The sequence below is a fragment of the Streptococcus sp. E24BD genome (assembly GCF_041807825.1).
In the GTDB taxonomy this organism is placed as follows: domain Bacteria; phylum Bacillota; class Bacilli; order Lactobacillales; family Streptococcaceae; genus Streptococcus; species Streptococcus entericus.
In genome coordinates, this window is sequence record NZ_JBGTZB010000003.1 from 1 (window position 1) to 14971 (window position 14971).

13 protein-coding genes are annotated in these 14971 nt (G+C 45.9%); all 13 read left to right on the plus strand.

What is annotated here, in order from left to right:
- Window positions 1-375: 375 nt before the first annotated feature.
- Window positions 376-1965, plus strand: coding sequence for a DEAD/DEAH box helicase (locus ACERC5_RS00960; RefSeq protein ID WP_373658250.1), 1590 nt, complete (start codon window positions 376-378; stop codon window positions 1963-1965).
- Window positions 1966-2223: 258 nt separating this feature from the next.
- Window positions 2224-2745 carry a hypothetical protein gene (locus tag ACERC5_RS00965; protein WP_373658251.1) on the plus strand — a complete coding sequence of 174 codons (522 nt, stop codon included), beginning with the start codon at window positions 2224-2226 and terminating at the stop codon, window positions 2743-2745.
- A 9-nt stretch (window positions 2746-2754) separates the two neighbouring features.
- Complete coding sequence (locus ACERC5_RS00970) at window positions 2755-3129, plus strand: DUF1149 family protein (protein WP_018368276.1); 375 nt, start codon at window positions 2755-2757, stop codon at window positions 3127-3129.
- A complete protein-coding gene (locus ACERC5_RS00975; RefSeq protein ID WP_373658252.1) occupies window positions 3130-3972 on the plus strand; it encodes a DegV family protein in 843 nt (280 codons plus the stop codon).
- A 9-nt stretch (window positions 3973-3981) separates the two neighbouring features.
- The gene (dapB, locus tag ACERC5_RS00980) at window positions 3982-4746 is read left to right on the plus strand and encodes a 4-hydroxy-tetrahydrodipicolinate reductase (protein ID WP_373658254.1); all 765 of its coding nucleotides are present in this window, start codon (window positions 3982-3984) and stop codon (window positions 4744-4746) included.
- A gap of 42 nt (window positions 4747-4788) precedes the next feature.
- On the plus strand, window positions 4789-5790 hold the full coding sequence (locus ACERC5_RS00985) for a DNA cytosine methyltransferase (RefSeq protein ID WP_373658255.1): 1002 nt from the start codon (window positions 4789-4791) through the stop codon (window positions 5788-5790).
- Window positions 5790-6608, plus strand: a complete 819-nt coding sequence (locus ACERC5_RS00990) for an Eco47II family restriction endonuclease (protein WP_373658256.1) — start codon at window positions 5790-5792, stop codon at window positions 6606-6608. Before ACERC5_RS00985 ends, ACERC5_RS00990 begins: the two co-directional genes overlap by 1 nt.
- Before the next feature lie 29 nt (window positions 6609-6637).
- Complete coding sequence (locus ACERC5_RS00995) at window positions 6638-7852, plus strand: CCA tRNA nucleotidyltransferase (protein ID WP_373658257.1); 1215 nt, start codon at window positions 6638-6640, stop codon at window positions 7850-7852.
- Window positions 7853-7860: 8 nt separating this feature from the next.
- Complete coding sequence (locus ACERC5_RS01000; protein ID WP_373658258.1) at window positions 7861-8970, plus strand: PD-(D/E)XK nuclease family protein; 1110 nt, start codon at window positions 7861-7863, stop codon at window positions 8968-8970.
- A gap of 23 nt (window positions 8971-8993) precedes the next feature.
- Window positions 8994-10862, plus strand: coding sequence for an ABC-F family ATP-binding cassette domain-containing protein (locus ACERC5_RS01005; RefSeq protein WP_373658260.1), 1869 nt, complete (start codon window positions 8994-8996; stop codon window positions 10860-10862).
- Between the two features lie 3 nt (window positions 10863-10865).
- Complete coding sequence (locus ACERC5_RS01010) at window positions 10866-11339, plus strand: GNAT family N-acetyltransferase (RefSeq protein WP_373658261.1); 474 nt, start codon at window positions 10866-10868, stop codon at window positions 11337-11339.
- 50 nt (window positions 11340-11389) lie between these two features.
- The gene (locus tag ACERC5_RS01015; protein ID WP_373658262.1) at window positions 11390-13132 is read left to right on the plus strand and encodes an ABC transporter ATP-binding protein; all 1743 of its coding nucleotides are present in this window, start codon (window positions 11390-11392) and stop codon (window positions 13130-13132) included.
- A gap of 2 nt (window positions 13133-13134) precedes the next feature.
- Window positions 13135-14898, plus strand: coding sequence for an ABC transporter ATP-binding protein (locus tag ACERC5_RS01020; protein ID WP_373659940.1), 1764 nt, complete (start codon window positions 13135-13137; stop codon window positions 14896-14898).
- Window positions 14899-14971 lie beyond the last annotated feature (73 nt).

Consider the following 14971-nt stretch of genomic DNA (forward strand, 5'->3'; position numbering starts at 1 on the left):
TGTGTCTTTCTAATGAGTTGTTTAAGCACTTTTCATTGTAGGTCATATGGAACTTTTTTTCTACACTCAAAAGGCTCTATAATCTCCATGGTGGATTTACCCACTACAGAAATTATAGAGCCGTTAAAAATAGCTTATTGAAATTAAGTCAGTAAAGATGTGACGTTTCCGTTGTCAAACGCTTAGGAGAAGGTTATCTACGATGCTAACGGCTTAAAGCAGCTCTTTGCAACAATGAAAACGTGTTATGTGAACTTTCAAAGTTAATCTCACCTTAATTGTGAATTTTGTGTTATACTAGTTAGGTTGTTTGTTCAACGATATAGAAAAGCGTGATAAGGCAGCTTCGCACTGCCTTTTTAGAAAGAAGATAACATGAATTTTAATGAACTTGCTCTGTCCTTAGAGATTTTATCTGCTGTGGAGACAGCAGGCTTTACCACCCCGTCACCGATTCAGGAGCTGACTATCCCACTAGCTTTAGCTGGTAAGGATGTGATTGGTCAAGCCCAGACGGGAACAGGAAAGACCGCCGCTTTTGGCTTGCCGACCCTTGATAAGATTGATACGACAAATCCTGCGGTGCAGACCTTAGTTATCGCTCCGACCCGTGAATTGGCGGTGCAGAGTCAGGAAGAGCTCTTCCGCTTCGGTCGGGATAAGGGCGTCAAAGTTCGCTCTGTTTATGGTGGATCTAGCATTGAAAAGCAGATCAAGGCCCTCAAGTCAGGTGCCCACGTAGTTGTTGGAACACCAGGTCGCCTGCTTGATTTAATCAAACGTAAAGCTTTGAAACTAGATGGGATTGAGACTTTGATTTTGGATGAGGCTGATGAGATGCTCAATATGGGCTTCCTTGATGATATCGAAGCCATCATCAGTCGCACGCCGGAAAGCCGTCAAACCTTGCTGTTTTCGGCGACCATGCCTGACCCGATTAAGCGCATCGGTGTCCAGTTTATGAAAGAACCTGAACACGTTAAGATTGCGGCTAAGGAGTTAACGACAGAGTTGATTGACCAGTACTATGTCCGCGTACGGGAGCATGAAAAGTTTGATACCATGACCCGCCTTATGGATGTGGAGCAGCCAGAATTGGCCATCGTCTTTGGTCGAACCAAACGCCGTGTTGATGAGTTGACTCGCGGGCTCAAGCTTCGTGGCTACCGTGCCGAAGGGATTCATGGGGATCTTGATCAGGGCAAACGCCTACGTGTTCTTCGTGATTTCAAAAATGATACCTTGGATATTTTGGTTGCAACAGACGTTGCTGCCCGTGGATTGGACATTTCTGGCGTGACCCACGTCTACAACTATGATATTCCGCAAGACCCAGAGAGTTATGTGCACCGTATCGGTCGGACAGGTCGTGCGGGCAAATCTGGTCAATCTATTACCTTTGTCTCACCAAATGAGATGGGCTATCTGGCCATTATCGAAAATTTAACCAAAAAGCGCATGAAGGGCATGAAGCCTGCGACAGCAGAAGAGGCCTTCAAGGCAACCAAGCGAGTAGCGCTTAAGAAAATTGAGCGTGATTTTGCCGACGAAGCTATCCGTGCGGAATTTGATAAGTTCAAAGGTGATGCCATTAAGTTAGCTGCTGAGTTTAGCCCAGAAGAGTTGGCGCAGTATATCCTTACCTTGACGGTGCCAAATCCTGACACTATGCCTAAGGTAGAAATTGCCCAAGAAAAACCACTGCCTTTCAAGTTTGCCCCAGGTCAAGCCAAAGGAAAAGGCAGTCGAGGACGTTCAGACCGTGACGATAGAGCTGGTCGCGACCGTCGTGGAGGCTATCGTGGTGACCGTCGCCGGGATGATCGCGATGGTGACCGCAGGGACTTTAAGCGCAGGTCCAATAGAAACCAGCGTGATGTCGTTAAAAAAGACAACAAGCGCCCTCACCGTACCTCGAGTGAAAAACAAACTGGTTTTGTGATTCGTAATAAAGGTGATAAGTAATGTCCAACAAATGAGAATAGGGTAAAAGCCTCTTTCTCATCTAATGCACATAAAAATAAGATGAAAGATGCTAAATGCCACAGATACGATTGTGGTAATTAGCATCTTTTTAGTGCCATTGCGTTTCCACTACTCTAGTGATTGATTACTCTGTGCTAATATTTCTGTTAGAATAATTGTCCTATCGCAAGGGAAACTCGCTACACTACCACTGTTTTACTAGATGACGATTGACAAGAGATATGGTATAATAGTTAAATGACAACAATAACGACCATTTATGCAAATCATGCTGAATACCCACGTGTTCCAGACCAGTACCTGGATGAAATTTTAGCTAAACCGATTGCCAAGCTTCAGATGGTGCGAACATCTGAAGGGCTATTGCCTGGACATATCATCTTGCTCTGGCGTATTCAGTTTGGGAGCTACCTAACCACTAGCCAACCTCACAAATACTTTGCAACGACCTATGGGATTGATGCTGAACATGACCTGGTTTGGTTAATTGAAGAGGGCTATGTCTTTATTGAAGGGGCAAGAGATGCCCTGCGCCATCAGCCGATTACTCAATTAAAAGCTTGGCTTAAGGACAAAGGGATAAGCGGTTTGTCAAAGATGAAACGTGCTGATTTGGATAAAGCAGTTTTAACGCATTTTTCTGATCAAGAATTAGAACAATACTGTCAAGAACGTGCTTATTTGTTAACAGAAAAAGGTCTCAGTACCTTGGCAAACCATCCAGAGATTGTTGCAAAACACCCACAGAAAAAATTTTAAGGAGACAACATGGAACTCACTAGAGAACAAGTTTTTGTTAATGCCTACCACTACGATGCCCGCAATCATGAGTGGGAAAAAGAGCATGGTGCACCAGAATCGAATGCAGAAGTCAAGTTTCAACTTATAGAAAAGAGTGAAGAAAACCAAAAGACGACATTTATGGCGGTCTTGCACTTTATTATTGTCCAGCAAGATTTTGTAGTGAGCGGTGTGATGTCACAAATTAACTATTTGCATAACCGTTTGGTTGAGTCGCCGAGTGAATTTTCGCAACATGACGTAGAAGAGGTATCCGCGCCCCTGCTTGATATGTTGCGCCGTCTAACCTATGAAGTAACAGAAGTTGCCCTAGATCGTCCTGGGATTAGTTTGGAGTTTTAAATGAAGTTAGCTGTTATTACAGATAGTTCTGCCTACCTTTCAGAGGATTTGAGACGTCGCGAAGGCTTATTTGTTCTGGATATTCCGATTACCATTGACGGAGAGACCTATGTTGAGGGGGTCAATCTGACACCTGAAGACTTTTATGCCAAGATGGCAGCTAGCCAAGCCTTGCCAACGACCAGCCAGCCCAGTGTGGCGGAGTTAGATGATATTTTATCTGCCTTGCCAGAGCAGGGCTATACTCATGTGATTGGTCTATTTCTCTCTAGTGGGATTTCGGGCTTTTTCCAAAATATTCAGTATTTGATGGAGGAGCACAGTGACCTGACTGTCGCTTTTCCAGATAGTAAGATTACCTCTGTGCCCTTGACCAGCATGGCGGTTAATGCTCTTGATTGGGCAGATGCGGGAGTTAATTTTGAGATGATGTTGGACAAGCTCAATCAAAAAATCGCGAAAAGCAATGCTTTTATCATGGCGAATGATTTGAATCACTTGGTCAAAGGGGGACGATTGTCAAATGGCTCTGCGATTCTTGGCAACCTCCTGTCCATCAAGCCTATCCTTTATTTCAATGAAGAGGGCGTGATTACAGTCTATGAAAAGGTTCGCACGGAGAAAAAGGCGGTTAAGCGACTGGTGGAGATTTTGCAAGAGCGAACAGCCGATGGTGACTATGAGATTGCCATTCTCCACACCAACGCCCCTGATAAGGCAAGAGAGTTCCAGCAGCTGCTGGCGGTGCTGGGCTTATCCGCAGAGATTGTACCGCTCAATAGTGTCATCGCAACCCATCTGGGCGAGGGGGGCATCGCCTTTGGCATTACCCCTATTGTATAAGGAAATGATATGATTAAGGTTATTATTGCAGGATTTTTAGGCAAGATGGGGTCAACAGCTGTCCAGATGGTACAGGCTGACCCTGAGCTACAGTTGGTCGGTCTCTTGGATCCCTTTGCGACTGAAAAAGAGATTGAGGGCGTGCCTGTCTTCACCGATAAGGCGGACTTGGTGGGCTTCTCTGCGGATGTCTGGGTCGACTTCACGACCCCTGCGGTCGCTTATGACAACACTCGCTTTGCTCTTGAGCAGGGATTTGCCCCTGTCGTAGGGACGACTGGCTTTACCGAGGCACAAATCGCCGAGCTGATTGACTTGTCTCGTCAGAAAAAGCTGGGTGGCTTGATTGCCCCTAACTTTGCGATTGGCGCTATCCTCTTGATGGAATTTGCCCAGAAAGCGGCCAAGTATTTCCCAGATGTGGAGATCATCGAGCTCCATCACGATAAGAAAAAAGATGCGCCGTCAGGCACGGCCATTAAGACCGCAGAGCTTCTGCGTGAGACCCGTCAAAGCAAGCCACAAGGGGCTACTGACGAAGAGGAGTTGCGGGCAGGAGCACGTGGGGCGGAAGTGGACGGCATGCGGATTCATTCCGTGCGCTTGCCAGGTCTCGTTGCCCATCAGGAAGTCATCTTTGGAGCGCAGGGTGAGGGTCTGACCCTTCGTCATGATTCCTATGACCGTGTATCCTTTATGAGCGGGGTCAATATCGGGATTAAGGCTGTGGTCGCCCGTGACCAACTTGTTTACGGATTAGAGAGTCTGCTCTAGGCTTAGGCAACTAATAAACAAGATAATGAGAGGAAGTCTAGTTTGAAGACAATTGAATTATTTGCAGGAGCTGGAGGGCTAGCCCTAGGAGTGGAAGCAGCAGGCTTTGAAACTATCGGATTAGTTGAATTTGATAAAGCAGCTGCCGAAACGCTGAAGGCCAATCGTCCTAATTGGCGTGTTATCCATGATGATGTCGCCAACATCTCGCCGCTTGATTTAGAAGATTATTTTCAAATCAAAAAAGGAGAACTAGACTTGCTTAGTGGTGGTGCTCCCTGCCAATCTTTTTCCTATGCTGGTAAGCGTCTAGGTTTGGAAGATACTAGAGGAACGCTATTTTATCACTATGCTGTTTTTTTAGAGAAATTACAACCTAAAATGTTTCTCTTCGAAAATGTTAAGGGCTTGGTTAGTCATGATAAAGGGAGAACCTATCAGACGATTTTGACAGTCTTCGAAGATGCTGGTTATCAAGTCCAGTCTAAGGTTCTTAATGCTTGGGACTATGGTGTTGCTCAAAAGCGTGAACGAATGATTATGGTTGGTATTCGAAATGACTTGGTTGATAAAACCGAGTTTATTTATCCGATTCCTCATAGCTATAAACCTGTTTTGAAAGATATTTTAGTTGATACACCACCTAGTGTTGGTGCCTCTTATTCTGACTATAAGAAAGCGATTTTTGAGTTGGTTCCACCTGGGGGTTATTGGCGAGATATTCCAGAAGAGGTCGCTAAACCTTATATGAAATCGACGTGGGATATGGGTGGTGGTCGGACAGGTATTCTACGTCGGTTGAGCATGGACGAGCCGTCTTTAACGGTTTTGACCTCGCCCAGTCAGAAACAGACGGATCGCTGTCATCCCCTTGAAGCAAGACCTTTTACTGTTCGAGAAAATGCTCGCATTCAATCTTTTCCTGATGAATGGGTCTTTACTGGCAGTGTTGGTAATCAGTACAAGCAAGTTGGGAATGCCGTCCCTGTAAAATTAGCCTATGAGGTAGCCAATCAGATTAAGAAAAGTTTGGAGGTAGTTTAATGTGGACACTTGATTTTATTAGCCAAGAGAATTTTTATCATCATGTTCGCATGACGATTGGCAAATATGGTGAAAAATTAACCTCATTTGATTTACAACGTTTTAATAAAAATATCATTGACCCTGTTAAATTGATTTTTGATAAAACTGTTTATCAGCAATCGTGGGAGGACATTATTAATAGTGAAATTTTCCGTCAAAGGGATAAAGCGAATAACAATGATATTGGTTATTTCCATCAAGGAATTTTTCAATACATGTTAGACTGCCGAGTTCCAGACAATGGAAAAGAGGGAGGTTGGGATGTTATCTTAGAACGCCCAAGTGCTATTGAACTTCCTGACGGTTCAACGGTTAGTCGTGTTTATGTTGAAATGAAAAATAAACATAATACGATGAATTCTGCTGCTGCTGGAAAAACGTTTATCAAAATGCAATCCCAGTTGCTAGATGATGATGATTGTGCCTGCTTTTTAGTTGAGGCGATCGCTAAGCAATCTCAAAATATCAAGTGGGAGACAACTGTTGATAAGAAGAAAGTTGGTCATAAACATATTAGGAGAGTTAGCCTTGATCAATTTTATGCTCTAGTGACTGGACAAGAAGACGCTTTTTATCAAATGTGTTTAATACTTCCAGAGGTCATTCAAGATTGTGTGACCGACTTAGCTGATACGGTTGTTCCTAACGATACGGTCTTACAGGAAATTCAACAGTCAGTAGTTCACGACGACAACCTATCTGACGAACAAGCCTTTGCTTTGGCTATTTATCTATTAGGTTTCTCAAGTTATCAAGGCTTTAATCGTCTTAATTAGAGAGAATCATCTGCAACAGAGGAAAACAAATGAAACTAACCAATCTGCCTTCTGAATTTCAGAAGGCTTTGCCGATTTTAGAGAAATTACAGGCGGCGGGCTACGAGGCTTATTTTGTGGGCGGTTCGGTGCGAGATGCCATTTTAGGTCGTCCTATCCACGATGTGGACATCGCCACTTCCGCCTATCCGCAGGAGGTTAAGAGCATTTTTCCACGCACGGTTGATATTGGGATTGAGCATGGCACGGTGCTGGTCTTGGACGGTGAGGCGGGCTACGAGGTGACGACCTTTCGTACGGAGGATGTCTATGTGGACTATCGCCGTCCTTCTGGTGTGACTTTTGTCCGCTCGCTGGAGGAGGACTTGCTGCGGCGGGATTTCACGGTCAACGCCTTTGCCCTCGATAGCAGCGGTCAGGTCATTGACCTCTTTGATGGGCTGGCTGACCTTGACCACCGCCTGCTCCGTGCGGTTGGCGTCCCTGCCGAGCGCTTTCAGGAGGATGCCCTGCGGATCATGCGTGGCTTTCGCTTTGCAGCCAGTCTTGGCTTTACCCTTGAGACTGCGACTTTTGAGGCAATGGCAGAGCTGGTACCCTTGTTAGCCAAGATTTCCGTGGAGCGGGTCTTCATCGAGTTTGATAAGCTCTTGACCGCACCATTTTGGCAGGCTGGTCTGACCAGCCTGATAGCGAGTTGTGCCTATGACTTTCTGCCTGATATGGCTGAAAAAGGAGCAGCGCTTGAGACCTTGCGTGATGGCTTCACTGAGGGCTATCAGTTTATCAGCTCCGAACAGGCTTGGGCTGCTCTGCTATTCGCCCTAAACATCAGAGAGGTCAAGCCCTTCCTGAAAAAATGGAAAACCTCCAATGACCTTCAGAAAGCTGTCGACCAGCTGGTGTCTGCCTACCATGAGCGTTTGAGTGCGGAGCCCAGTCGTCAGCTGGTCTACCGCTATGGTAAGAACTGCCTGCTCTTGGTGGAGAATCTGCGGTCTGCTCAGGGCTTATCCAGCCAGCCAGCGCTGATCCAGCAATTAGACGAGGAGCTCCCTATCCATTCCAAACAAGACATGGCCATCACCGGGCGAGACCTGATCCAAGACTTCGGCATCACACCAGGCCCCCAGCTGGGCGACATTCTGGACGAACTGGAACGGGCTATCGTCGCGGGAGAAGTGGGGAATGAGAGGGAGGAGATTGTTAAGTATCTTGTCAAGCATTTAAAAATGTTAAACTAGGAGAAAATATGAGTAATTTGCAGGAGAATGTTAATGCGCTAAAGCAATCCCCTCTATTTGCTTTATCGTTGGGGGGAAAAGAGTTATCCCACTCTAATTTTTGGGAGTGGTTAATCAATATTAGGGTTGATAGTGTCAATCCTTTTGTGGAAGTTTTTTATCCAGAGTTTTATTCTAAGAAGAATCAGTTCATTAAGGTAGAAAGAGAAAAAGGACACAGGGACTTAACCATTTATTTTGAGGATTCTAATGGTATGAGAAAGGCTGTTTTCATCGAAAATAAATTGAAATCTATTCCGACTATTGAGCAGTTAAGAACATATGAAGAGAATTTTTCTGAGAAGAATATTGTATTTGAGTTTGGTATCCTAACAGGAATAGAGCAGACATTACATTACGATAATTGGGAATTTTTATCTTATGCTAAAATTTCTGAAAGAATAGCTGGAATAAATCAAATAGTTACTCTAGATTCCCATATCTTTAACACTATTGAAAATTATGTTTCTGACATCCAACTAATAAGTTGTATACTTTTAGAGAAGTTGAACGAAGCACAGAATAGATACTTTTTTGAAAGTGATTCTGAACTTGAGAAGTTGAGATTAGAAGATATATATTTAAAGTTTTCTGGAAGTAAGTTGAGCCAATTCATTGAGAAAGAACTTAATGTAGAGTTTCAAACTCCTTGGGGTATGCCTGTGATTGGTAACTTTTTTAATAATAAAAAACCTACTGTAGATATTATGTATAAGCAGAAGGTAAATGGTGAAATTATTGGAGTTATAGGTATTCAGATTGAAGGAAGACAATTTAGACTTCATTCTGGACCAGTATCACATTATTCACGATTTGATGATAAAGATTATTATTTCAATGAGATGAAGAGAGTAGGATTTTTGGAGAATTACGATAAGAGTTCTAAATTGATAAGAGAAAAAAAGACATCTTTGAGTAAATTGTATGGTAGCTATACTGGTAAAATCAAAAATAATTTTCAAATCTATCAATATTGGAATATTAGAAATGGAATTACTTACGACGAGCTAATTGATGAAATTAAAACGGAATTACTGAAAGTAAAAAATATTATTCAAGATGGTTTTACTTTCGAGTAAAATAATCTTTTAGAAAGCACCTTATGTCAAACTTTATCGTAGAACACTTAACTAAGTCCGTCGGTGACAAGACGGTTTTTCGGGACATCAGCTTTATCGTCCATGAGCTGGATCGCATCGGTCTCATTGGCGTCAACGGTACGGGCAAGACCACGCTCCTTGACGTTCTGTCGGGGCGGTCTGGCTTTGACGGCGACCGCTCGCCCTTTACCGCTGCCAAGGGCTACACCATCAGCTACCTGACCCAAGAGCCTGATTTTGACGACAGCAAGTCCGTCCTAGACACGGTGCTGTCATCGGAGTTAAGGGAAATGGCAGTGCTGAAACGCTATGAAGCGCTGCTCCTCGACTACTCAGAAGAGAGCCAGAAAGAGCTGGAAAAGGTCATGGCAGAGATGGATGCGCTGGACGTCTGGTCGATCGAGAGCGAGGTCAAAACGGTTCTGACCAAACTAGGGATCACAGATTTGCAAGCCACCGTCGGCTTCTTGTCTGGGGGGCTGCGCCGTCGGGTTCAGCTAGCCCAGGTGCTCCTGTCAGACAGTGACCTCTTGCTCCTTGACGAGCCGACCAACCATCTGGACATCGACACCATCTCTTGGCTGACCACTTACCTGAAAACCGGTAAGAAAACAGTCCTCTTCATCACCCATGACCGCTATTTCTTGGACAATGTCGCTACCCGTATCTTTGAGCTGGCCAACAGCCAGCTTACTGAGTACCAGGGCAACTACCAAGACTATGTTCGCCTGCGGGTCGAGCAGGACGAGCGGGATGCGGCCAGCTTCCACAAGAAAAAGCAACTCTACAAGCAGGAGTTGGAGTGGATGCGTCGCCAACCGCAGGCGCGTGCGACCAAGCAACAAGCTCGTATTAATCGCTTCCATGAGCTGAAGGGGAAATTGGCGACCACGACCACCAGTACAGAGTTGGACATCACCTTTGAGACCAGTCGGATTGGCAAGAAAGTCATTAACTTTGAGCAGGTCAGCTTCTCCTATGGGGACAAGCCGATTTTGAGCAATTTTAATCTGCTCATTCAAAACAAGGACAGGATTGGCATTGTCGGAGACAATGGGGTCGGCAAGTCCACCCTGCTCAACCTCATTAGCGGAGACTTGCAAGCCACTGCTGGGACGGTTGACATGGGGGAGACTGTGCGGGTTGGCTACTTCTCGCAAAATCTTAAGGGGATGGACGAGAGCAAGCGGGTCATCAACTACCTGCAAGAGGTGGCAGACGAGGTTAAGACAACTGTCGGCACGACCAGCATTTCCGAGCTCTTGGAGCAGTTTCTCTTTCCTCGCTCAACTCACGGCACCCAGATTGCCAAGCTGTCTGGTGGCGAGAAAAAACGGCTCTATCTCTTGAAAATCTTGATTGAAAAGCCCAATCTCCTGCTCCTAGACGAGCCGACCAATGATTTGGACATTGCGACCTTGACAGTCTTGGAGAACTTCCTGCAAGGCTTTGCAGGTCCTGTGATTACGGTTAGCCATGACCGTTATTTCCTTGACAAGGTGGCGACCAAGATTCTAGCCTTTGAGGCTGGCGGTGTCAGGGAATTTTTCGGCAACTACACCGATTATCTGGATGAAAAGGCCTTCGAGCGGGACAGCTCTGCGATTGCCCCAAAAACGGAAAAACCAAAGGCAGAAAAGGAAAAAGCCGAGCGCAAGCGCATGTCCTACTTTGAGAAGCAGGAATGGGCGGTCATCGAGGAGAAGATTGCTAGCCTTGAGGAGCGGATTGCCGCTATTGAGGGTGAGATGGCGACCTGTGGAGCGGACTTTGCCCGCCTGTCCGACTTGCAAAAAGAGTTGGACGAGCAAAATGACCAGCTCCTTGCCAAGTACGAGCGCTATGAGTATTTGAGTGAGTTGGAGGGGTAGGAGATGGAACTTCATTACCTCACCCCAACTGATAACTCTGCGGTGGCCACGCTTGTCCGTCACTGTTTAGAAGATGAGGGATTGGCTTTGCCTGGAACAGCTTATTTTGACCCGCAGTTGGATGATTTGGCTGACTATTATGATAAACTGCCTCGTTCTCAATACTTGGTCATCAAGGTAGACGACAGGGTGGTTGCCTGCGGTGGTTTTGGTCCGATTTCAGAATTGGTTTGTGAGCTGCAAAAACTCTATGTAGACAAAAACTACCGTGGAAAAGGCTATGCCAGCCAGCTCTTGGCACACATTGAAGAAAAAGCGCTGCAAGCAGGCTATGAGCAGATGTATCTAGAAAGCTCCACCAAGCTAGCTGCTGCCCTCAAACTCTATGAGAAGATGGGCTACCAGCATTTAGCTCAGCCATTGACCCAGGAAACGGGCCACTACCTGATGGATGTCTGGATGGTTAAGTCGCTGTGATGGTCACTAACTATTGAGCTTGCAACTCCAGAAAGACGAGAAAGGAACTTATGGCATATATTTGGTCTTATTTGAAACATTACCCCAAATGGCTCTTGTTAAATGTGGTCGGGGTTTTACTCTTTATTGTGGTCAATCTAGGTCTGCCGACCATTTTGGCACGGATGATTGATGACGGTTTGGTGCAGCAAAATGAAGCTGCCCTCTACCGCTGGTTTTGGGTCATGTTGTTAGCTAGTCTAGCTGGTCTGGTCGGTCGCCTGACCATGGCTTATGCCACTAGCAAGTTAACGACTACCATGATTCAGGACATGCGTAATGACATGTACGACAAGCTTCAGGCTTATTCTCACCATGAGTACGAGCAAATCGGCGTCTCCTCTCTCGTCACTCGGATGACAACGGATGCCTACATGCTCATGCAATTCGCTGATCAAGCCTTGCGTCTTGGCATGATTACCCCACTGATGATGCTGTTTTCGGTGGGTATGATTCTTCGCACTAGCCCATCCATGGCTTGGATTGTGGCGGTCTCCATTCCTTTCTTGGTGGCTGTGGTGGTCTACGTCGCTAGACGAACGGAACCTTTATCAGAGCAGCAACAAACAACGCTGGACAAGATTAACCAGTACGTGCGAGAAAACCTAACTGGTCTTCGAGTTGTTCGTGCCTTTGCACGGGAAGACTTTCAGGAAGAGCGGTTTGCGACGGCCAACCAGTCGTTCACAGAGACCTCAAGCAAGTTGTTTCGCCTGACTGCCTTGACTGAGCCCATTTTTGTGCAAATCATCATCGCCATGATTGTCGCCATTGTCTGGTTTGCCATTCCGCCACTGTCGCGAGGAGACTTGCAGATCGGTGACATGGTTGCTTTTATCGAATACGCCTTTCATGCGCTGTTTTCCTTTTTGCTTTTTTCTAACCTTTTTACCATGTATCCGAAGATGGCAGTCTCTAGTCACCGGATTAAAGAAGTGATGACCCTGCCTATCTCTATCGCACCAAATGAGGATGGAGTGACAGAAACAGCGACCAAGGGCTATCTGGAATTTGACAATGTGACCTTTGCTTACCCAGGAGAGACGGAGAGTCCTGTTCTCCATAACATCTCCTTTAAGACCAAGCCCGGGGAAACCATCGCTTTTATCGGTTCAACGGGGTCTGGGAAATCTAGTCTAGTCAGCCTGATTCCTCGGTTTTATGATGTGACCTTGGGGAAAATTTTAGTCGATGGGGTTGATGTTCGAGACTACAACCTCAAGGCTTTGCGGTCTAAGATAGGCTTTATTCCTCAGAAAGCTCTGCTATTTACCGGAACAATCGAAGAAAACCTCAAGTACGGTAAGGAAACGGCGACTCTGCCTGAGCTGGAGCAAGCAGCGCAAGTATCACAGGCAGCTGACTTTATCGCTAGCCGTGAGGAGGGCTACGAGAGCTTGTTGGCAGAGGGCGGTAGTAACTTGTCTGGTGGGCAAAAGCAGCGGCTGTCGATTGCGCGAGCGGTGGTTAAGCAGGCGGACATTTATATTTTTGATGATTCTTTCTCAGCCTTGGACTATAAGACTGATGCCGAGGTACGACGGCGGTTGAAGGCGGTGACACAGGAGGCGACAGTGCTCATTGTGGCGCAACGGGTTGGTACTATTATGGATGCTGACCAGATTATCGTGCTGGACAAGGGAGAGATTGTTGGGCGCGGGACGCATGAGGAGCTCATGCTCAGCAATGCCATTTATCGCGAGATTGCAGAGTCTCAGCTCAATAGCCAGAGTTTGACAGAAAGTGAGGGCTAAGAATGACAGAACAAGGTTTTAAGCGACTGTGGCCTTATCTTAGTCGCTATCGAGGCTCACTCTTTTTAGCTGTTTTCTTTAAGGTCATCAGTATTGTAGCTGGTGTTTTGGAACCCTTTGTTATTGGTTTAGTTATCACAGAGTTGACGCAAAACCTGATTGATATGACGAAAGGTGTCGCTGGTGCAGACATTAACTATCGCTATGTGACCCTAATTTTAGGACTCTATCTGGTGCGTGCCCTCTTCTTTGAAGTCGGTGTTTACCTAGCCAATATCTACATGACCAAGGTGGTGCAAGGTGCGATGCGTGACTTACGCCAAGACCTCAGCTATAAAATCAATCGCTTGCCAGTGGCTTATTTTGACCAGCACCGGTTTGGTGATCTTTTAGGGCGATTTACAACCGATGTAGAGACCGTCTCGAATGCTCTTCAGCAGTCTTTCTTACAGATTGTTAATGCGGTTTTGAGTTTAATTTTGGTCATCTCCATGATGGTTTGGCTCAATAGTCAGCTGGCGCTAGTGGTCATGGTTAGTATGCCCATCACCTACTTGACGGCTCGGTTCTTGTTGAAGCTGTCTCAGCCATACTTCACCGATCAATCCAAAATTTTAGGAGACCTTAACGGGTTTGTTCAGGAGAATCTGACGGGATTCAACATTATCAAGCTCTATGGTCGTGAAGAAGTATCTAGTCGAGATTTTCGCCACATTACCAGCAGCCTGCAGGTAGCTGGCTTCAAGGCTAGTTTTTTATCCAGTCTGATGTTCCTGCTTAACTCTATCTCTGATTTGACCTATGTCGTTCTAGCGCTTTTAGGTGGGCTTCAGGTGTTGGCAGGGCGATTGACCATTGGTAACATGCAGGCCTTTGTTCAGTATGTTTGGCAGATTAGTCAGCCAGTCCAGACCTTAGCGCAGTTGTCGGGACAATTGCAGAGCGCTAAATCATCTTTAGGACGGATTTTTGCTGTTCTCGATGAAAACGAAGAAACGAGCAGTCTCCAAACGGCTGACGAAATCAATTTGACTGGTCAAGTGACCTTTAGTAAGGTTTCTTTCCAATATAGTCCAGACAAGCCCCTCATTCGAGATTTTAATCTGACAGTTGAACCAGGTGAGATGATTGCCATCGTTGGTCCCACGGGTGCAGGAAAGACTACTTTGATTAACCTTCTCATGCGCTTTTATGATGTGACTGCGGGAGCTATTTCCCTAGATGGTAGAGATATCAGAGAACTGGATAGACGGGCGGTGCGCCGCCAGTTCGGGATGGTTTTGCAGGATGCTTGGCTCTATGAAGGGAGCATCAAGGACAATCTACGGTTTGGTAACCTCTCAGCGACCGATGAGGAGCTGGTGGCAGCAGCTCAGGCTGCCAATGTGGACCACTTTATTCGCACCCTACCAGGTGGTTACAAGATGGAAATGAACCAAGAATCCAGCAACATTTCGCTGGGGCAAAAACAGCTCTTGACCATTGCCCGTGCCCTATTGGCAGACCCGAAAATTTTGATTTTGGATGAAGCGACCTCGTCAGTGGACACAAGACTTGAGCTACTTATCCAGCAGGCTATGAAAAAGCTCATGCAGGGGAGAACTAGCTTTGTCATCGCCCACCGCTTGTCAACTATCCGAGAAGCAGATAAGATTTTGGTCCTTAAGGACGGTCAGATTATTGAGCAAGGCACGCATGACAGTTTACTGGCTGACAAAGGCTTCTACTATGAACTCTACCAAAGCCAGTTTGCCAAGACAGATTAAAAAAGGCGTGAGAATGAAATAGTCTAGGAGGCTATTTCATTCTCACGCCTTTAATATCTAATAGACAATCCAA